Source organism: Alkalihalobacillus phoenicis (genome assembly GCF_047302405.1).
Classification (GTDB): domain Bacteria; phylum Bacillota; class Bacilli; order Bacillales; family Bacillaceae_D; genus Alkalihalobacillus.
The window spans coordinates 4,786,661-4,809,410 of the sequence record NZ_CP154853.1 but is presented as its reverse complement, the minus strand read 5'-3'; the positions used below and the strand labels follow the sequence as shown (position 1 = coordinate 4,809,410).

The 22,750-nt window shown below is 36.4% G+C and carries 11 protein-coding genes; all 11 read right to left on the bottom strand.

Annotation, left to right across the window (positions count from 1 at the left end):
* Window positions 1-56: 56 nt before the first annotated feature.
* Window positions 57-899 (bottom strand): carbohydrate ABC transporter permease, encoded by an 843-nt coding sequence (locus AA0017_RS22400; protein WP_413378196.1) that lies wholly within the window; start codon window positions 897-899, stop codon window positions 57-59.
* Window positions 900-913: 14 nt separating this feature from the next.
* Window positions 914-1,849, bottom strand: a complete 936-nt coding sequence (locus tag AA0017_RS22395; RefSeq protein WP_413378194.1) for a carbohydrate ABC transporter permease — start codon at window positions 1,847-1,849, stop codon at window positions 914-916.
* A gap of 857 nt (window positions 1,850-2,706) precedes the next feature.
* Entirely contained in the window at window positions 2,707-6,672 is a 3,966-nt protein-coding gene (locus AA0017_RS22390) for a DNRLRE domain-containing protein (protein ID WP_413378192.1), read from the bottom strand.
* A 14-nt stretch (window positions 6,673-6,686) separates the two neighbouring features.
* Window positions 6,687-7,712: a hypothetical protein gene (locus tag AA0017_RS22385; RefSeq protein ID WP_413378190.1), complete on the bottom strand. Its 1,026-nt coding sequence runs from the start codon at window positions 7,710-7,712 to the stop codon at window positions 6,687-6,689.
* Window positions 7,713-8,156: 444 nt separating this feature from the next.
* Entirely contained in the window at window positions 8,157-9,749 is a 1,593-nt protein-coding gene (locus AA0017_RS22380) for a response regulator (RefSeq protein ID WP_413378188.1), read from the bottom strand.
* A gap of 71 nt (window positions 9,750-9,820) precedes the next feature.
* Window positions 9,821-10,462, bottom strand: a complete 642-nt coding sequence (locus AA0017_RS22375; RefSeq protein ID WP_413378186.1) for a YesL family protein — start codon at window positions 10,460-10,462, stop codon at window positions 9,821-9,823.
* Window positions 10,463-10,659: 197 nt separating this feature from the next.
* Window positions 10,660-15,453 (bottom strand): S8 family serine peptidase, encoded by a 4,794-nt coding sequence (locus tag AA0017_RS22370; RefSeq protein ID WP_413378184.1) that lies wholly within the window; start codon window positions 15,451-15,453, stop codon window positions 10,660-10,662.
* Window positions 15,454-16,294: 841 nt separating this feature from the next.
* A complete protein-coding gene (locus tag AA0017_RS22365; protein WP_413378182.1) occupies window positions 16,295-17,338 on the bottom strand; it encodes a Gfo/Idh/MocA family protein in 1,044 nt (347 codons plus the stop codon).
* A gap of 38 nt (window positions 17,339-17,376) precedes the next feature.
* Window positions 17,377-19,611, bottom strand: coding sequence for a helix-turn-helix domain-containing protein (locus AA0017_RS22360; RefSeq protein WP_413378180.1), 2,235 nt, complete (start codon window positions 19,609-19,611; stop codon window positions 17,377-17,379).
* 611 nt (window positions 19,612-20,222) lie between these two features.
* The gene (locus AA0017_RS22355; protein ID WP_413378178.1) at window positions 20,223-21,791 is read right to left on the bottom strand and encodes an extracellular solute-binding protein; all 1,569 of its coding nucleotides are present in this window, start codon (window positions 21,789-21,791) and stop codon (window positions 20,223-20,225) included.
* Window positions 21,792-21,845: 54 nt separating this feature from the next.
* A complete protein-coding gene (locus AA0017_RS22350) occupies window positions 21,846-22,748 on the bottom strand; it encodes a carbohydrate ABC transporter permease (RefSeq protein WP_413378176.1) in 903 nt (300 codons plus the stop codon).
* Window positions 22,749-22,750: the final 2 nt, after the last annotated feature.

The window sequence follows — 22,750 nt, the reverse complement described above, 5'->3', positions numbered from 1 at the left end:
TGGATTGCCTTTAGTTGGTATGTGTAATATTTTTAGTTAGTTGTGCAGAATTTTGTCTACCCTTTTACCCCACCCATTGTGATCCCATCTATGACATGTTTTTGAAGAATCACAAATACTATGATTAGTGGTAAAATCGCCGAAACCGCCGCCATCATAATGACTGCATAGTTTGTCCCGAACTCAGAAGCAAAAGACTGCATCCCTAAGGTAACCGTATATAATTCATTTGATCTTAAGAAGATAAGAGGATTTTGATAATCATTCCATGACCAAATAAATTTAAGGATTCCAGCTGTTGCCAAAATCGGTTTTACCATTGGAATAATGATTTGCCAGTATATCCTGAAATATCCAGCACCATCCATTTTTGCCGCCTCAATATATTCAGTACTAATCCCAAGCATAAATTGTCTCATTAAAAAAGTAATCGGAATGGAAAAGCCTAACATGAGTATAAGTCCGAAATGAGTATCATATAAACCTAACCAATTTATAAGAATAAACCTAGGAACTAAAGTAGTCTCTGCAGGTACTAAGAAAAACGCCATTAGGAATACAAAGAGGACATTTTTATATCGATAGTTTAATTTCGAAAATGAATAGGCTGCCATAGATGAGATTAGCAAAGTTAAAATAGTGGATATTAAAGCTATTTTAAAGGAATTAAAATAATACAAATCAAAAGGGATTGCACCAAACCATACTTCCTTAAAGTTATGAATCAAATTCCATTCACTTGGAATCCATTCAATCGGAAATTTCATAACATCCTTTTCCACCTTTGATGCTGCCGAAACCATCCAAATTAATGGCGAAATAAATAGAAATGACAATAACCCTAAAAGAATGGTTCTAATTAATTTATTTATATCTATTTTGTTTCTCTTATTAAACATATAGGTACCTCCTTTTAAAATTTATCTTTTTGTAATCTAGCCGTGATAACTGTAATAATTGCTATGATAAAAAATAAGACCCAAGATAAAGCCGATGCATAGCCCATCCGAAAATTCTGAAAACCTTCTTCATAGATATAGTAGACAAGTACATTTGTTGCATTATTTGGCCCTCCGCCCGTTAAGAAAGCGACAATATCAAAGACCTTAAAAGACCCAACAATAGAAGTAATGACTAAAAAGATAGTTGTTGGCCCAAGCATTGGAATGGTAATATGAAAAAATTGCTGTATTGGATTAGCTCCATCTATCTGAGCTGACTCATATAAATCACGAGAAACATTTGTTAATCCTGCTATATAAATGACAACGTTGTACCCAATCACTTGCCAGACACCAATAATAATCACTGCCCACATTGCCGTATTCGTACTACCTAACCAACCTGGGGGATTTTCAACACCTAAAGTGCTAAGAATATTATTGACCACACCAAGTGAAGGATGGAATAATACTGAAAATACCATAGCGATTGCCACAGTTGTCGAAATATAAGGAATAAAGAAAGCCGCTCTAAAAAATCCCTTAAAATAGACCGAAGAAATGAGGACCGCAATTAGGAGTGCTATCCCAATGCTAAATGGAACGTAGAAAAGAGAATACATAAAATTGTTTTTTAATGCTTGAAAAAAAACCTCATCTTGAAACATAAACCTAAAATTATCTAAACCAACAAATTCAATGGCCTCCACTCCCCCAACTAAATTCCATCTTGTGAAACTTAAATACATAGAAAAGAGTAGTGGGAAAATCCCAAATAGTGCTATTCCAATAAATTCTGGTGCAATAAACAAATAACCACTTAATGACTCCTTACGAGAAACGGTCCAAAAAGGTTTTTTCTTATTATTGAGTGGCTTCTCAGTCACATCCTGTCTTTTTATTTCCATATAAACCCACCTCGATCTTCTTTAATATAAATTCAATATAATGTTATTTTATAGTCTCTTCTTTCGAATCCCGATTGACGATTTAAACTTGTGTGTGCAATATTTTTACCAAGTACGGTCTTCTTTACTGTGATTTGATCATTAATTATTTTGGAATTTCCTCTGATTCAAAAAAATAGTAAAGGCTGGGACAAAACTCTGTTCTGATTTGAAAAGCGTTCTACCCACCGTTCCCGAAAATCATGCTCCGCGTCCTGGAGGCCACTGAAAAACAGTCTACGCGTTAAATTATGGTTACATGAGTTTGCCATACTCCGCGAGCTGCATGCCCTACGCGTCCGCGGGTGAGTCGGGAGCCTCCTCGCTCATCGCTGTGGGGTTTCCCGTCACCCACTTTCCCGCAGGAGTCTCCGGGCATTCCGCTCGCTCCGTTTTGGATTATGAAAAAACAGTTTGAGCCTATAAAACGACTATTACATAAAAAGGTAATAGCCTTTGTTTTTTTTAAGAAAAAGTTGATGTTGAGACTTTTTCAGTAGCCTCCGCGTCCTGTGGGGTGGCGCCGAACTAGCTAGCTTAGCTAGCGGATTTCGGCTTTGCCACTACTTCGCACGGGAGTCTCCGCATGTTTTCATCCACTAAGATAGAGGATAAATCTTCTCATTCCTTTTGTAATATAATATAAGTAATTTCCATTAAAAAAGTTAGATGACCGTCATTTCTAGTCATCTAACTCTTTTTTTAGTGGTTTTGTCCCGGCCTCATTCTATCAATTTATTAGAACCAAAGTGGATGGCGATGAATGGTGCTCGATTCTAAAGTAGACATATATAGTTTCTTAATTAATCATAGAATTTTTATTCAACCAATCGTTTTCTTCTATAATAAAATAACACCACTCCTAAAGTTAAAATGATTCCTCCCACCATAAGTAAATGATAATAATTGGTTGCTGTATTAGGTAGTTGCCCTTTATTATCTGTAGCAGGTTTTTGTACTATTTCCTTTTCATTAAACTTCGGTGATTCCGAATTATCTACATCCGGTTCTCTCGGGTCTACTGGATCTTTTGGATCTTGTGGTTCTTGTGGTTCTTGTGGTTCTTTTGGTTCTCTTTCCTCTAACCCTTTTAGAGCCTCTTGTAAGCTTCTGACGGCTTCGTCCACTTCTTCTTGTGTTGAGTCGTCTCCTTCTAAGACAGCCTTTCCTTTTTGAATCGCTTGTTGCAGTGCTTCATAACTTTCCTCTGTATACTTAGCTTCGTCCTTGGCACTTGCTTGTTCTAGTAAACTTTGTAATTCGCTTTTATCTACTTCTGGATCTGTTGGCTCTTCTGGCTCTCTTTCCTCTAACCCTTTTAAGGCCTCTTTTAAGCTTCTGACAGCTTCGTCCACTTCTTCTTGTGTTGAGTCGTCTCCTTCTAAGACAGCCTTTCCTTTTTGGATCGCTTGGTGCAGTGCTTCATAACTTTCTTCTGTATACTTAGCTTCGTCCTTGGCACTTGCTAAATGAATTAATTCAATTAATTGCTCAAGCTGTAGTTCATCTCCAGGAATTTCTTTAACAAATTCATGTGCACCAATATCTGGTTTATCGATATAAAGAGGGGTGCCAAAAATATCATGTTGGCCAGGATTATCAATAATTGTCCCTGCATCAATTGCAGGTGAACCTTCCTGTAATTTAAAATTGGAGAGGTTCTTATTCCAAATACTCTCAGTCCACGTATCCATTATTTCATTTTCAGCATTTGGACTTACAAGCCTAGGGTCTTCTGTAACAAGCCCTTCAAAATGATTAGGACTTCCGGGAAGCTCCAAGATACTTTCTGGATAAATTAAATTATTCTTCATATTAGGAGCATCGAAATCATCTGAATTTCTAGAAAATTTATCTAATTTTCCATCGACGAGTAAAATATTATTTTGAAAGAACATGTTAGCAATATTGCTGTCATTGATAAAGTATTCAACTTCAACTCCTTCTCCAATATAGATTGTATTATTATAAATTTTTGTACGGTCATTCATAACATAAAATATTTCTTCCCCATTACCATCATTCTTACTAACATTATACCTAAAAATATTTCCAGGACCTGAGCTGGACATTGTTAAGAGTAGACCACCTCTATTATTGTGGCTGTAATTATATTGATAGATATTATTCGTGGCTCCAATATCAAAATCAAAAGCTTCTCCATCATTAAATCCATTTACACCATCATAAACTTCATTATATTGGATTATGACTCCGTCTGTTTGATATAACCATAGCCCTGCATAATTTCTATTAACTTGATTATTACTATGCTTTCGAACGATATTCTTTTCTACTAATCCACCGGAAGCCATTTCCGATATGACAATTCCATCCCCGAAGATATCTTCTATGAGATTGTTTCTAAAGACAACATCATGGTTCTTTATATTGCCAGTATCTTGGCCATTTCTATATGTCTTTGTACGTAAACCTTCTATTGCCACATTTTTTACATGCGAATTCTCAACAAGAATATTTCTAAAGCTAGATTCTACACCGGTTATATTTCCTTTTTCATCAATGGTATCCGCTCTAAAAATGATCCCACCTGAAATTTTCTGAGCATTTGTTCCAGAATTAACATTATGCACGTACACATTATTTAAATGAATATGTTCAACAATCCCGTGACCTCCGGATACGACCATAATCCCTGCTCTACTGGCATCATTGATTGATTCACCATTGTTGGTTACCTCTAAATTTTGTATTTCCCAAAAAGATAGATTATAAAGATGAATCGCTCCTTCTGGAATAGCATTTCCTGTGTCTAAATTCGAAATCCCATTTCCGTTAATAATCGGCTTACTTTGCCCTTCACCATATGCATCAACAATTATTTTATTATCTAACGTCCCAGATCCATTTGGTCTAAATTGTCCATTCCATACTCCGCCACGCTTGAATAAGATCGTAGTACCTGGTTGAAAATGGACAGAATTAAGTCTCTCAAGCGATTTCCATGGTGTACCTTCACTTAAACCATCATTACTATCATTCCCAAGTTGACTATCCACATAAAAAGTCTGAGCCTCTTGATGTTCTAAACTTGTTACTGTATAACTTTTTTCCACATTGTTCCCAAATTCATCTGTGACTCTTATATTTATCTTATTTTGCCCTAAGCTTAAAGGGATATCATATAAATTGTTCCCCTTCGTTACGATTTCTTGATCATTTACTGTGACAGTAAGTTCTAAAGTGCTTTCGTCCATGATTGAACTAACTATAACTGATACATCCTCTATTTTACCGGTTGTATAAATAGCTCCATCTTCAATTCCTGTCACTTCAATTGTCGGCTCAGGTACTCCTTCGACTAATTTCACTCTTGCTGCAAGCTCAGATGACTTTTCTTTGCTCGTAAAATGTGCACCCTTTTGGTCATGCCCATTTTCAACTTCCAATACAAAATTTAGACGTTCTAAACTACCTTCACTTAATAGCTTCTCATTTATATATCTCGTAATATCTAAACTTACCATTTCATCGTGCCCTAGTCTTTCATAACTTGCCTCTGCCACTTTTTTACCGTTAGCTGGTGCATTATTCCAAGTTATTGTATCTTCATCAAAATCTTCTATTTCATATATATTCACAATTTCACTTGTTCTATCATTGCCCATTAATTCATATACATGAAGTATTATTCCCGCTTCTTTTATATAAGGCAATTCATTGTCTGATAAATCAAATGAAAGATAGACTTTTCTTGTTGTATTAGCACTCTGAGCTGTTTTTAATTGTAAACCGCCTTTTTCATCAGACAAATTAAAATTAACATTAGGACTTCTCACATCTGTAAAACTATCAGCGATAACCTGAAATGTATTTGTCCGTTCCAATATAACAGTAAAAACTTTGACCTCTGATTGATTTCCCGAAGCATCAGTCGCAGCTATTTCTATCGTATTTTGCCCTGAAAGAAGAGTTACAGAATTTTGTCCATTTACTCCAGCTTGAGATTCTCCATTCACTTTTATAATGATAGAGGGATTCTCATCATAATTGTCCGTTGCATTTACTTCAAATGTAAAAGTCTCTGAACCTACTCTTTGTCCGTCATATACCCCATCTACACTTAGGCTCGGTGGCACAATATCCACGTATTCACCTTGAAAAATGGTTAGATAAGGCGTATAATTTCCATTTCCTTGATATTGTGAATAGAATCTAATTCCGCCTTGATCATCTCGTTGTTTTGGATACATAGCTATAGAAAAATCTAGATTATCCTCTTCTATTAATTCATCCTTTAAATCTGTAATATCGACCTCTACCCATGTTCCCTCACTTGTTTCATTAAATAATTGCTCTCCAATTAGAGTTGCATTCTCCATTAAATCTGAAGTGTTATTCCATGTCCAATTCTCTTCACTTAAAACCGATTTCTCCGTTTTATAAAATTGAATCGTATCTTGTTTTCCTGCCCCTGAATGCTCATGTAAGTATAAATTCAATTTTATATTTGTAACATTATCCCAGTCTAAATCACTAAAAGGTGACACATCAAACTCAAGATGACTTCTTCTACTAAAACTACTATCTCCAGCCCATTTCGCTTCTAAGATTTCTCGTGGTATAGTACTAGATCCTATAGTCGCTGAAGAATTCTGATGACTTCCCCCTCTAACGGTTGCTCCATACAGAGCATCAGCCTTTATCGGAACAACTAACGTTGATTCTTCCGCTTTTGCAATGCTAGTTTCATTTAAACTTATACTTTGAATAACCAATAATAAAGCTAAAAACATAAATAAAGTGTTACCGAAATATTTCATTCTATTACTCCCCTTTATTCCATATTTAATTGGTTAAAAGCAATATCGTTTATTTCTACTATCGCCTCTTGGATGCTTTCCTCTATTACTTTTGCAAACTGTTCTTCTTTTAAATGATCCTCAATAAAAAACTTCACATCTTCATACTGACTTATTCCACCACTTGTTCTATCTCTTGCAACAAGAAGAAAATATTGATTTCCATTGATTATCGGTTCACTTACTTCGTTAACTTGAAGCTGATATGCTTGGTCTTTGAGCATTTGATCAAGTGGGGAAGAATTTTCATCTTTTCCTTCCTGACTGCCATAATGCTTTTCAGCAATTTTTAACTCGTATTGTTCCCCGTATCTCTTATACAAAGTTTCATTTGATACATTTGATTGTAATAAATGAATAATATCGTTTACTACTTGCTCTTCACCGTTTTTCAAAGTGAAACTAATTATCGATGCTTCAACATCAGTTTGTTCCAGAAATAGACGGTCTTTATTTTCATAATAAAATTCCATCATTCTATCTTCTTCTACACTTGCCGTCTCTCTCTTAAAAATCGCTAATGTATCCAAAAACACTTTACTATGAAAAACCATGTATTCTTGAAAAACATTTAACTCTTCAACCCCATACATACTGTTCTCAGATTGGATCGCTTCCGTAATTGTTTGAAAATGAGAATTAGTTAAGACACCGTATTGTACAGCTAATTCTTGTTCTACTTTAACTTTTAATAACTTTTCTAATGCATTTTTTTTCGCAACACTTATTGGTTTCTCTCCACCGTATTCCGTTCCCCAAAAATACTCACTATCTCCTACTCCATACTTTTCATAAAAGTAACTTGCGGTTGCCGCTTTTTCATCTTGAACAAACATTCTAAATTCTTCTTCTGGTATATGAATACCGTCAATTGACATTAAATAAATCTGATTAGTCGATTCCCCTTTTGTTAAGATTAAAAAAGATGTAAGTACGATTAATACGATAGAAATTCCCGTTTTTAAAAAAGGCTGATTGATTTTTCTAGTCTTTATTCCCATCTAGTTACACCTCTTAAAAGCATTTTGTCCCATAACCATCCTAACAATTAGTATTCTTACGTCCCTTCTTTTCTCTTTCCATTTAATTTAAGCCACCTATCTAAACATCGCATCCCCCCTAAAATAAGTCTCACTAAATGCTCATAACTAAAGGTCAACCGAAGTTTCTTCATCTTAAGAATATCTACATTGTTTTGAATCCGCTTTCAAACTATTTATTTAGAAAATATAATATAAAACGGTTATCTTTCATGTGTAATCTTCTTGCTAACTTGTGCATTTTTTATACTAATTAGGCCGTAGAACTAAAAAACCGTCTAGAATAAGGAAATTTCAGGTATTTCATAAGCTCTAATTCGATTTTTGCAAAAAAAAAGAGAAAACACTGGGAATTTATCAGATGTTTTCTTAAATGTCTTAAGTCCTTATTCAATTATAAATTAACTAAGCCATTCGATTCCTACTCTCTTTCATATACTCCCCTGGACTATAACCTGTATGTTTTTTGAAAATTTTAGAGAAATAGGTTCGATCAGAATAACCAAGCTTACTTGCTATAAGTTCAATCCCACCATTATTATCTCTTAGCATTTTTTCTGCTGTTTGCATTTTAAAGCGATGGATATAATCTGTAAAATTTTCACCTGACAAACTTTTAAAATAGCGCGAAAAATAACTAGGGTTCAAGAAAAGTAATCTAGCCATATCTGCAGATCTGATATTTTGTGATAAATTATCCATTATATGTTGATCTATTTCTTGTAATTTTGGTTCTTTATTAGATTCTAATTTCTTTGCTTTACAATTCGTAAAATATTCCTCCATTTTGTTTTTCAAAAGGTCAATTACTTCTTTTTGTGTGATGGAATGTCGTATACAATAAATAAACTCTTCGATATTTAGTAAGGAATGTGTTTTTCCTTCTATCATTCGAATCCATCGAATGATACATTCATTAAAGATTTCAGGATTAATCCTCTTCTTTATGGAGATAGACGCTAAATTTTCTATTATTCTAATCACTTCTAGCTTTTCTTTTTGTTCAAACGCCTTAATTAAAACGCTTTCAAAAGAAGATAATATTAAATCCGAGTTATAATTCCACTCATTTTTATATTTATCAGATAGAAGATAAATAGACTCCCCCTGATAGAAATTGGAATATTTAGATTCAATAAGGTGATAAATTCCCTCTTGTAATTGAGTACTCGTAACCACTTTTTCACTATATATAAACGTCATGTCTATTTTTAAACATGCTTTTATTTCCTCTTGTAAATCACCTAAATATTGTATAAATTCATCTACTATTTTTCTAGAGAGCCTTCGCTTGAAATTAAGAATAAAATATATATTATTACTTTTGTCCATTAACGGTGTTAATCCATCTACGTCTTTGGCTAGCTCTTCGGCAATATTTAAAATAGAATATTGAATAATAGCAAAATCTTGAGGCTTAAAGGCTTGTGGTAAGTTCGAGAGGTTTATATAAGACATGCCTACAAGGAAATCATGATACTTCCACTCTATTCCTAACCTCTTTGCATTATTTACAATATTACTAAAAGACCTCCCTTTCAGAAGATCATCTATTATCGTTTGTTTTAATACATCTCTATTTTTATGGATCGTATCCCATAAATACAAATATTCCGGTGAGCTTTTATAATTTTTTATAGCCTTTTTGAGACTTCTCTCTAGTTGTTCAGACGTTAACTCATCTTTTATTAAATAATCATCGGCGGCTAATTGAAAGGCGCGTTTAGCATAAGTAAACTCTTCATGGCATGTAAGATAAATCATTCGTATGTCTGGTTTTATTTTTTTAAATTCTTGTGCTAATTTAAATCCATCCATTTGCGGCAATCCAATATCAGATATTACGATGTCAGGAAGTGTTTCAGTAAAAAGATAAAGTGCTTTTACAGAAGAATAAGTTGAAGCACAAATCGTTAAGTCGAGTTCATTCCATTTTATTAGTTTTTCTAAATATTTTAGTACAGGCACATCATCATCTATAAGCATTACTTTATACATTCATTAAACCCCCTTTGATGGATTAAAAATGATTATTTCTTATTTTATCATACGGAAAAGTTTTGATTAAACTATGTTTTCGCTGACAATATTTTGTCCTTTCTTTTCGCAACCTGATTAAATGATTGAAAAGCAAAGGACATTAAAAGAATGCCGATTAAACTGCCTGAGAATAGAAGTAATAAACCTGGTAAAAGATTAAACAATATAAGAATAGCCGTAAGACAAAAAATCATAGAAACTGTGCGTAGTGGATTCAAGATCCCAATTAAAAAGGAATTTTTTACCGCTTCAAAAATGGTTAATTCAAAATGGACAAAGACCGGAAAAATATAGAGAGAAATAATCGTGTATATACTTATAGTAAGCAATATAATAACAAAAAACAGGATATTCACAATAAAATTCTGAAATTCAATTAGAGTATAATTCAAGTAAATAAGGGTTCCTGTAATCAACATCAACAACCCTAATATATTCATTTTAATAAACACTTCTCGATAAAAAATCCAATATGATTTAAATATCGCGGTATCATCATTTCTAATAAGCCTTTTACGAATAATAGCAAACATTGCTGAAGTAGCTGGGGTTATACCAAAAATCCCCCCACCTAAAATAGTAAAAATAATCCATAAAAAGTTTATATAGGCAAGGAACATAATCCAATCACACAAACGATAGATAGAGCCCATTAAACCATTCCAAACCACTTGGCAATCCCCCTTTTCATTTCTTCTTATTTATTATAAAACTCAGAAAATAAAGGCGTTCACAAACATATTTTACTTATGTGTGCAAAATTTTTACCTGTTAGACAAAGTGCCTGTCCCCCGTCAAATATCATCGAAAAAGCACCCTCTAGTTTGAGGATGCTTTTCGTTTGTTTCAACAAGTGACTTGTCGAAATCTAAGCTCTTCTTCTCTTGCGGACAAACATTGCTAGTGCTCCTGTTAATAAGAGCATTACACCTAGTGCCATTACATTATAAATGTTCGTTGCTGTGTCAGGTAATGTTTTATCTGAACCTGAAACACCCTTATCTTTATCGTGTTCCTTCAGATTAGACCCTTTATTTTTTGGCTCTTCTTTTTTCGGTTCTTCTTTTACTGGCTCTTTCTGCTTCGGAGTTTCTTTCACTGGGTCTTCTTTTATTGGATCTTCCTTCACTGGCTCTTCCTCAATTACCTCTTCTTCAACTTTCTTAATATTGCTGATGGTAATAAGTTGAACGACTTCGAAACCTAATGTATCTTTTAAATAAACAGTATAGGTTCCATTCTCTGTTACTTGGAATGTTCTTGTTTCTAAGTCAATATCTTGACCTGCTTCGGCAAAGTCTGAAACGGTAAGTTGACCTGCTAACCATTTTAATGCTTCGACCTCAGCGTCTGTTTCTACCGTTATCGTGATCGGTCCTTCTGTTGGCTCCGTAGTAGACGGGATTAAGGTTAATTCTGGCTCTACGACTGGTTCTGTAATATTGTCTACTTCAATCACTTGAACGGCTTCAACGTCAGCACTGTTTTTCACGTAGACAGTATAAGTTCCATTTTCACTTACTTCGAACGATTTCTCAGCTAGATCAATGACATGGCCTGCCTCTGCAAAGTCTTCCACTTCTTTTTCACCTTGTAACCATTTAAGAGAGACAAGATCTAGTTTACTATCAGTATCAACCTTAATTGTAATCGGACCTTCTGTTGGTTCTGTTGTTGAAGGGATTAACGTCACTTCTACAGGTGCCAGATTAGGATCGATAATGTTCGTAATCGTAATCGTTTGGACTTCTTCTACCTCTAAGTCATTTTTCACATAGACGGTATACGTCCCATTTTCCGTTACTTCAAAGGACTTCGTATCTAAGTTAACTTCATTTCCTGCTTCGGCAAAGTCCCCTACTTCTTTTTCACCTTGAAGCCATTTGATTGAGACTAATTCTGCTTCAGTGTTTGTATCAACCGTAATCGTGACAGGACCTTCTGTCAGTTCCCTTGTCGAAGCGGTTAAATCAATTGAAAAGCTATCTTGATTTGGCTCTGTAATATTTTCCACAGTAATCGTTTGAACCGCTTGAACTCCTAAGCTGTTTTCCACATAAACCGTGTAAGTTCCGTTTGCTGTTACTTCAAACGAGCTTTCCTCAAGATCAATGTTATTCCCTGTATGGGCAAAGTCTTCTACTGTTTTGTCACCTAAAAGCCATTTCATGGACACTAATTCAACGGCACTGTCCGTTTCAACTGTTACCGTTACTGGTCCTTCTGTTGGTTCAACTGTAGATGGCGTTAACGTGACGGCTACTGGCTCTTGTGCCTCTGTGATATTATCAACCACAATCACTTGAACCGCTTCTACCTCTTGCTCATTTTTGGCATAAACCGTATAAGCTCCATTTTCGCTTACTTCAAACGATTTTGTAGCAAGATCAATGGCAGTTCCGGCCTCTGCAAAATCTGCAACTGTCTTTTCACCTGGTAACCATTTTAACTCTACTAATTCTACTACACTATCAGTTTCAATCGAAATCGTCACAGGACCTTCTGTTGGTTCTGTTGTCGAAGGAGTTAAGGTAACCGTAAAGTCCTCTACCACTTCTTCCTCTTCTTCTTTTACGTTAAAAGTGATTATTTCTTCAGTGCTATTTTCACCGACATCATCAACCGATAACGTTAATTGGTTTTCGCCTGGTGTTAAATTGATTAATGAAATCGCAAATGTACCATCTTGTTGTAAGGCAATCGTACCATTGTCTACTACAGCTCCAGTTACATCTGCTAATTCGTAAGACACCGTTACCATGTCATTTACATCATACGTAAGTCCAAACATTCCCCAATTAATGTCATTTCCGAAATCAACAAACTTATCAAAAACCGTACCTGTTAGCTCATATTCCGTTCCATCAATTTCTTCTTCAACCGTATCAAAGATGACTTCAGCTTGAGAAGCTTTGACAAACAATGGACCGTCCCATGCTAATAGCTCTGGTGCTCCCGATAAATACTGATTGAAATCAACTGTATACACTCCGTCTGGGATTGGTTTTAAAGCTTCATCTATCCAGTCATAGAATGTCCCATTAATAGGAAGTCTCCATGCCCCAGCTGAAATATTTCCACTAGCTAAAAAGCCAATATACCCATCCCCATATGGACCACCTTGAGGGTTTGCTAAATCCCATAGTTCAATAATCATTGCAGGATGATCATTGTACAATCCAAATTCAAGAGAGGTATCATCTCGTTTTCCATCTCCATTTGGTGAAATCACATCATCTACGAGCTCATAATATGCGACACCTGTTGGACCTTGCTCTGTAGAGAACTCCGCTGCAAACGGTAATAATAATTGGCTTGTGTCACTTTGCAGGTGAATATACCCAAGAATTTCGTTCCCAGCAGCACCTTCCCCACTCGGAACATTTAGAGTAACCGTAAGCAAATGCTCATCCGTTAAAGTAAACGAATTGGCGTCGACCGTTACGTTCGCTCCAGCCATATCGCCTGTCCCATTCTTTGTCACTTCAACAACTACGTCAAATTCACTCTGTGTATCTACTAAATTTTTAACATTAATTTCTCTCGTTATCGTTCTTTCATTTTCAGAGTCTGGTTCTACTTTTCCAAACGTGACCGTTCCCTTAATGTTGTCATATGTCTCCTCTTGAAATTCAGTCGTACCTAATGAATACGCTAAAACATTCGTAGTGGCCGCCTTTACCGGTTGGATAAGACCTGGCCCTTGGGAGAAGACATCAAATTTTGTTGTATCTAATTGTTTCGCCGTATTAGAGATAGCTACCTTAATATCAAAAGGCGTCCAATCTGGATTTTTTTGTTTTAGTAAGGCAGCAATCGCTGCTACGTGTGGGGTAGCCATACTTGTTCCCGTTGCCCGGTTGTAAGCATTCGTATAATCAGCCTCTGGATAATCTCTTTCATATGCAGGAATGGCCGACATAATATTCGTTCCAGGAGCTACAACATCTGGTTTAATATCAAAGTCCGGCGTTGAAGGTCCACGAGAACTGGACGAATTAACCTCATCACCTAATGTTGTACTTTCTGTATAAGAACCCAAAGAGACGGTTCCTGTTTGCGAATCAGTCCCGGCAATCGCTTCCCTTAAGGCATTTCCTTCAGCTGTTGACATATCAAAAGTAGGGATAAATTCCAGTGATGTACTTAAAAAGAACCCTGAAGGACCTTCCCCATCTATATTGTTATGAATAATCGCCGCCACTGCCCCAGCTTCTTTCGCTGCTGCAATTTTTTCTACAAATGGAATCACTCCACGAGAAATAAGAGCGACTTTCCCTTCCACATCTTCTCCTTCAAAATCAGTTGGGTTACCTACTCCATCAATTGCGACGACCTCATAAGTTCCAGTTAATGAATCTCTTGGATCATCGCCATATGTCCAACCAAACATAGGTAGTTCACTCGTTTGACTGTAATCTCCAGCTCCAACGGTTACTTCACCTTGTAATAATGTCTCTGGAACGGTTGAATTTCCAACCGATATTGCAAAGGCCGCAGAGGCTGGGCTTCCAATTGTCCCACGATTTGGACCACTGTTTCCTGTTGCAACGACCGCTGTCACTCCAGCTAAGGCCGCATTGTTAATCGCAATAGACCCTGGTGCCGTTTGACTACTATCAGCACCACCTAATGATAGATTGATAATATCCATTCCTTCTTCTACTGATTTATCAATCGCTGCAATAATACCAGAAGTAGCACCACTTCCATATGCCCCTAACACACGGTAAGCATATAGGTCAATTTTAGGAGCTATTCCCGTAATCCCGTAACTATTATTCCCTTGAGCCGCAATCGTTCCAGCTACATGGGTTCCGTGAGAAGTGGAGAAAGAACCACCATCACTATTATACTCTGGTCGATGATCGGGACGATCTAATGGTGACGTCTCATAAGGATCATCGTCGGCTCTTTCACGAGCATAATCATTTCCCGTGTGTGGGACAAAGTTATAACCACCTTTATAAACACCTTCGAATTCTGGGTGATGGTAGTCAATTCCGGTATCAAGTACAGCTACTTTGACACCTTGTCCTTCATACCCCATATCCCAAAGTGTTGGCACTTCTAAATGCGGAGTACTATCACTCATCTGAGCCTCTAATGTTTCATCTCCATCAACAACTTCTAATGCGTGTACTTCATAATCAGGCTGTACACTTACGACGCCCTCAGCTTCTAAAAGAGTTTCTAACTCATCTGCCTTCACCTTCATGGACATCCCATTAAAAGTCTGGTTATATGTAAACTCTTTTTTATAGTCTACTTTCTTTTGTGATAGTTCTTTCTCAAATGAATCCTGTTGAGATTCAACTTTATTCTTAGCACTGGCTGATTGAGCAGCTGTGAACACTTCCCCTTCAACTGCTTTTTTCCCTTGCTCTAATGCAACTGGCGGCTCCGATAATTGAACAATAACCGCAACTTCCTTGTCGCCACTTAAGTCCTTTAATTCAGGGTGTAACTTAGGAATCTGTGTTAGTATTTCTTCTTGCTCGGAAATCATTTCCTTCATCTGCAAAATACTTTCGTCAACACCTACGAAATCACTAACAGCTCGGTCAATATTTGCTGATACTATGATAGGGTTTAAAACAGTTAATAATAGAGTAAAGATTAAAAAACTACTAAATAGTTTACTAAACTTCTTTTTCGACAAATTTCTTCCCCCTCTTAATATAAACTAATTACAAATATTGCTAGATTTATCCTTTTTCTGACCCCTCCCTATTTTTATTCATTGGAAAAAAATAGAACAATCACATGGTATCATATGGATAATGCATGAGTAAATATTTTTTCAAAATACTTATAATCTTTTGATTAAAAAGAAAATAGATACTATTTACCTATTTTCCAATAATAAAGTGACTGTGAAATTGAAAGAAAGCAAAGCAGGTTTCAGAGGGAATACTACAAAGAACTAGGTAGATTGACACAGATCTGTCACCTCTCAATTTATGTCGAAAAAAGATTAATCCGAAAGTCATTATGTGAAACTTTGTGAATTTTTGTAGATTTATCTAAACTTTCATTTAATGATTGGTATTCATAAGACTATTATTTCAACCCATGGTAATCGGCACCTCCATTTGACTAGCTCGACTTTTTTACTACTTATCTCCTATTTTTCACACCTTCATTTAGCTAGTTCGACTTTTTTATGACCTATCTCCATTTTTTCGCACCTTTATTTGTTCTGAGCCACTTTTTTATTACTTATCTCCTACTTTTCGCACCTTCATTTTGCCTGAGCGTTTTTTTCATTACCTATCTCCTATTTTTCGCTCTTTCATATGGTTGGAGCTTGATTTTCATTACTTATCTTCGTTTTTTCGCACTCTAACTTGGCCGGAGCATGATTCTCATTACCTATCTCCCCTTATTCGCACCCTAATTTGACCAGAGCCACTCTTTCATTACCTATCCCGGTATTCACACTCTTCACAAACAAAAAGAGTTCGACAAGTGTCTGTATCACTTGTTGAACTCTTATCGAATTACCTTTCGGCTGATTGGATAATTTGCTCGAGTACTTTTTGATTTTGGTAACCGTCATAAAATGTGGGGGTTCCTTCTTGTTGATTGCCCGTTACTAAATCCAGAAAATCTTGAAATTGCTGTTTTCGATATTGTTCAGGGACTTTCTTCGTTTGAAAAGAGGGGCTTTCTTCATTCTCCTCTTTTATACAAAGGATGATCTCATTTGGACGTTCACAATTAATGTGAATCGTACCGTAATCACCGTATATCATGACCTCATGTTGGTTCCCGGAGCCAATCGCATTTCTTGACGTCACAAAATTACCTAAAACATTATTGCCTAGTATAGCTTGAAAACTCGCATAATCATCGACATCGACTTTTTTCATTTCTCCACTAATTGGGTCTTTTCTTTCATGGACAAAAGTTCCCATTAGTGCCGAAACAGAATGAAATTCTCCAATTAAAAATCTAGCACTATCAATCATATGAGCTCCTAAATCCCCTAATGCCCCTGTCCCTGAAACCGCTTTATTAAAACGCCAAGTATAAGGACTCTCAAATAGAGCAGCTCCACCAGACTGTAAATAACGAATATCTATATGACGAATCGCACCAATTTTATTTTCTTTGATTAGTTTTCTAGCGTAACGAAAGGAAGCAATATAACGGTAACTAAAACCGACCATACAAGGTATTGGTTGTTTTTTATATAAGACCACTAATTTCTCTGCTTCTTCAAAATTTAAGGTGAAAGGCTTTTCTGTCATAATCGGCTTTTGATAGTGAATGCATAATTCAATGACTTTTGCATGCAAGTTATTTGGTACTACCGAGACAATCGCCTCAACATCTGGATCGGCAATTAAGTCTTCTATCTCCCGAAACTGCTTCTCTGAACCTATTCCCTCTTGTTCCCCAACTTTATTTAATTGTTCTTGGTTCACATCACAAAGAGCAATCAGTTGGAGCTCGTCTAGTTCAGAAATAAAATGACGATGAGCATTTGACATGCCTCCAAGGCCAATTAACCCAACTTTTATGACATCATTCTTCTTCATAGCTCTTCCTCCTGTCGACATATTTCGAGTGGTGCCTGTCACCTGTCTAATTTTCTGTATTCTCCGGGTGCCATGTTTTCTAATTTTTTAAATGAACGTGTAAAGCTATTGGCATTAATATATCCAACCTGTTCGGCAATCGATTTAATCGGTTCCTTGCCTTGAATCAACAGCTGCTTCGCCTTATTGATTCGAAGTCTTTCTAAATAAGCGGCAAAGTTCTCTCCGGTCTTCTTTTTGAAAAAGTGGCTGAAGTTGGAGTAGGATAAGTTGAACTCATCGGCAAGCCTCTGCATCGAAATACTTGCTTCCATATAATACTTGTCCAGATAAAGGAGCACTTCTTTTATATCTACTGAACCTTTGATAGGATCGCTTTTTAGCAACTCATTCGAAAGCTTCTGCCCCATACTTCTGAGCTTTTCCTCAAGTTGTTCAATGTTTAACTCCTTTTCAGACATTGCATAACAATATTCTTCCTTGACTCCAAATTTGTTTAATTCTTTCGCCAACACATTATACGTATTAATAAAAATCACTTTTAAAATAAAAATACTGCTAACCTTCGTCCTCATTAAATCGATAAGCTTGTTTAACTGGGCTTTAAACTGCTCTTCATCCCGACGAGTAATGCTCAGTTCAATGATTTTGATAATATCAAACAGCTGACTCAATACATTGGAACTTTTGACATCGATATGATCGTAGCCGACTACTTTTAGATCCTTATTTAATATAGCTGACTCTAATGCTGCTAAACTATGAATATAGCTATTGTTCAGCAGCTCAACCTCTTCAATCGTTCCAATGCCAACTCGAATATTTTCTTCGACTTCATGTAATTTATAATGATAGGGCTTAATCCGTTCCTCTTCATCAAACGACATAATCAGGATAAAATCTTCATGCCTCATTCCCTTAACCATATAACTAAATGTATGGTCTAACTCGCTATTAAAATCCATCATACTTTTCAAAAGCGCTAATAATGAAATAATATTACGGTCTTCTGCATAAAAAGTGACACAACACACCTTTTTCCTCAACTGAATATTGTGCTCAAGTGCCTGCTGAATCATATCGTCATCCTTAGGCAAAGTTCCATTCAGACACTGGATCAAAAAATATTCTTTTGAAATATTCTTATTCAACATCACTTTACTGATTAACTCTAGGTTTTCGTTATGCAAACTATCAAAAGCATAAGAAACGATTTCAAATTCATTTAATTCCTTAGAAGGCATTGATTGAACCGATGCAAGAGCCTTTTGACGTAACTTACGAATAGGGGCATAATTGGTACGCATAAACAGGAAGATTAAAATAGCTTCGACTGTTAAAATTAATAAAACAAGCATAAAAGTAACCGTTTTCAATTGGTTGATTTTATATAAAATACTCTCAAGTGGAGTTAAACTTAAGTACTTCAAACCATATAATCTTGATTCTTGAAAATTGACCAAATACTGCTCACCAGCGATCGTCACTCGCTCTACCAAGTGATTCGTATCGGCTAATATTTCGCTAAAATCATTTTCGGTAAATTGGTTTTCACCATTAGACATAGCTAGTAGGTCGTCATTTTTTCCAAAGACAAAGAAATCGGGTTGAATATCATCCTTTCCTTTCTGGTTTAGAAAAAAGTTCTGCTCCGGAATAACCAACATTAGGACGGCATATGAATAACGGTTTTTATACGGAACGGGCATCATAATCGTCACAGCATCGTAGGAACTATTAAATCTCACTCCGACATTCACTTGTTCTGCTGGTCGAATCACTATTTCATTGATTTCATCCAATTCTCGCAACATTTCTTCTTTATCCCAATCCGAATAATAAAAGGTACTGTCACGTTCACTAAATTCTTCCTTGCTATAGCTTCCAGGGAAAGAATAAAAAGTTCCCGATTGCTTATTATATAAAAGCGTCTTTTCAACAAATAAATTATAACCAAACATTTTTTCCATCTCTTGCATAATATGATACGTATTAAAACTATTGTCTTCTGAAAATAGTTGGCTATTTAAGTGATTATTTTTATGAATCGCATCCGGATAATTCCAAAAAATCTCCATCTGCCTATCGATATTACTAACGGTTTGTGAGAGCATGGCATTCGAATTATCAATTGCCGTCTCTTGAATAATGGTAGAAGTTTGGGGATAAAAATAAAACAATAAAAAAAGGACAGGCAATAAAAAGACAACAATATAAGAAACGAGATACTTTAAAAGGCCCTTTTGATTTTTATACCTTTTCCATAGCTCCAAATGTATCCCCTCTTTCTACTTTGCACGAATAGCTTTTATTTAAAAGACTGATACGTTCATTTTACTATATTTATAAGGAAGAAAACTCCTTCATTTCGATAAAATTTGAGCGAGGGTATAAAAGGGGCTACCTTATCGGAGCCCCTTTTTTGTTCTAACTATATGAGAGAGTTCACGTTCTCCTCATGATATAAACGAAACTGTTAAGGGCTCTCCTCGCCCCTCATCCGCAATCGCGGCAGCAATTTTTTACCTCTGATACGTTTAAACCTACGTATTTTATGGAAAGCTTCATAATAACTAGCTCCTTCGTAATGTAGCTCTGATTTGGTTTGGATTTCCTGTGAATCTTTCTAACCAAATTAACCTACGATGTTACGAGTAAAGAGCTAGTTTTGTTCATGATATAACGCTGTTTTTCATAACCCAAAACGGAGCCAGCGGAATGTTCGGAGACTCCTGCGGGAGAAGTGAAACACGTAGGGTATGCAGCTGGCGGAGTGCACCAAATGATCGGATACTTTTTTCAATCACTTCACCCGTTACTCACAGCATTCGGTCTCACAAATATTAATCCTTAACTTCATCACTTATACTCAGCCAATTGACTGTTAGTATTGGCTATCGAGTGCGTTTTGGTAAATTTCTTTATATCTAGCTAGTCCCATATTATGAAGGTTTTCTAGATAGTTATCCCATTCAGCTTCAATTCCACCGGCACTAATCCATTCCGCCCACTTGCTTGAGATTAAATTATCTAAATCCGTCCGAATGATACTTAGTTCATTATCATCTTCTTTTGTAAATTTTAGCGGAGGTAGGACATTATCTACATCCGGATAATAAGAAGTTAAAATTTGATCCTGATCCATTCTTTCCGCAACAGTTGGTGGTGCCACAATTCTTTCATCTAATTCAGCTGGAATATACATTAATCCATGGTCAACAAGAGAATTGGTCCATTTCCATTCGTCTTCACTCGTACCTTCAGGAGGGGCAAGGACTGTGTATTGATTGTCATTTTGTTCTACTCCAATTCCAAAAGAACCGTAGTATCCTTGGGCAGACGCTTCTTCTGAATAAAAGCCATCTAACCATTTTATCGCGGCTTCTGGGTTTTCTGTGTTTGCTGTGATGACTGCTTTATTAGTTTGCGTTTTCATTCCTAAAGGATCGGCTGGCCATAATGGTGCCAAGCCTTCTTCTGCTGCAAAAGGTGTCACCACTTCATATTGATCACTCCAGCTTCCGACACGCTGCTCAAATGACCAACCAATTGTAAAACCAACCGTGGCTGCTTCGGTATTTTGTGAGCGTGAGAAAAACTGAGCCCAATCTTGGGTGAAAACTTCTTGATTCACCAATCCTTCAGAGTAGAGCTTATGCAGGAAAGTCACAAGCTCTTTGTAATCTTCTGTTTCTGGTAAAAAGACATGTTCCCCACCTTTAACTGTATTATACCAATCCGTATGAGCGGCATAATTGCCAAACCCGCCGATCAATGCCATCGCACTATAAGGTCCTTGGTCTGGTGCCCAGTCAAATGGAATTTCATCAGCTTTTCCATTTCCATTTGGATCGTCTTCTTTAAACGCCTTCAATACATCATAAAGTTCATCAAAAGTCGTTGGTGCCGCGAGTCCTAGGTTATCCAACCACTCTTGATTCATCATCGGAATGACACTACTTGATGGACGATGTGGAAGGACAGCGGGTAATCCATAAATTTCCCCATCTATGGTTGTCGCTAACTCCTTCACTTCTGGCATCTCTTCAAACATCCTTTTAATATTAGGCGCATGTTCTTCAATTAAATCACCTAGTGGAAGAAACTGGCTGTTAAACGTCGCGATATCATCATTTCCAATGGCACTTATAAACACATCAGGCAAATTTCCACTCGCAAGGATCGGGTTCTTCTGCTCATCCCAACCACTTCTAACTTCTGTCCATTCGATCTCGACTCCGGCCTGCTCCGAAATATCCTGGATATAAGGAATTTCATCCATATCCTTCGTTAAAGAATTAAGAACGGCCAACACTTCTAGCTTCGTCTTTTCATCAGAAGTTGTTCCTCCTTCTGTATTGCCTTCTGTAGAAGATGGACTGCACCCTGCAATCAAGACACTTGTCATCACAGCCGCTAACATTGTTGTGAGCATTTTCTTTGATTTTTTCATTAAAACATCCCTCTCTTTTATGAATTTTATATATGCTTCCTTGCCAACATTTCATTAGTCTTTTAAAGAGCCAATCATGACACCTTTTTCAAAGTACTTCTGGACAAACGGGAATAACGCAATAATTGGGACAGAGGACACAACAATAACTCCGTATTTAATCAAGTCCCCTTTTTGCTGTGCGGTCACATCGCCTGTACTCATCATCGCTCCCCCAGAACCACTGCTAAACGTCTGATTCATGACAAGAATATCTCTTAACACTAATTGTAATGGATACAACTTAGAATCATTTAAATAAATCAACGCCTTCATATATTCATTCCAATACCCAACGGCATAATAGAGCATCATTACGGCCAAAAGGGCTTTAGAAAGAGGAATAGCAATTCGAATAAAAAACTGAAAATCGGAACAACCATCGAGTTTTGCTGACTCTAATAGCTCTTTTGGAATGCTCGTTTGAAAGAACACCCTTGTTATGACTAGATTAAAGACATTAACAGAAAAGGGAATTAACATGACCCAAATCGTATTCGTTAAACCAAACTGCTGAACGGTTAAGTACGTTGGAATTAACCCTCCACTAAAAAACATCGTAAACACAAAGAAGATCATTAAATATTTCCTTGGTTTAAAATCCGCTCTTGAAAGGGCATACCCTGCTGGAATTGTAAAAAGTAAACTAAATAACGTTCCACCAATTGTATAAATGAGCGTATTTTTGAGCCCTCTCCAAATCCTTTCATCACTCAATATCTCCTGATACCCAGCAAACGTGATATTTCTTGGGTATAACCAAACATCCCCATTTGCGACAGAGGCAGGGTTACTTATAGAGGCAATAATAACGAAATAAACCGGATACAGCGTTGCAATAAGTATTCCCGTACAAATCAATGCGAGCATGACTTTGAAAAACAGATCGGAGGAAGAGTCTTTAATAGTCGTATTCATTT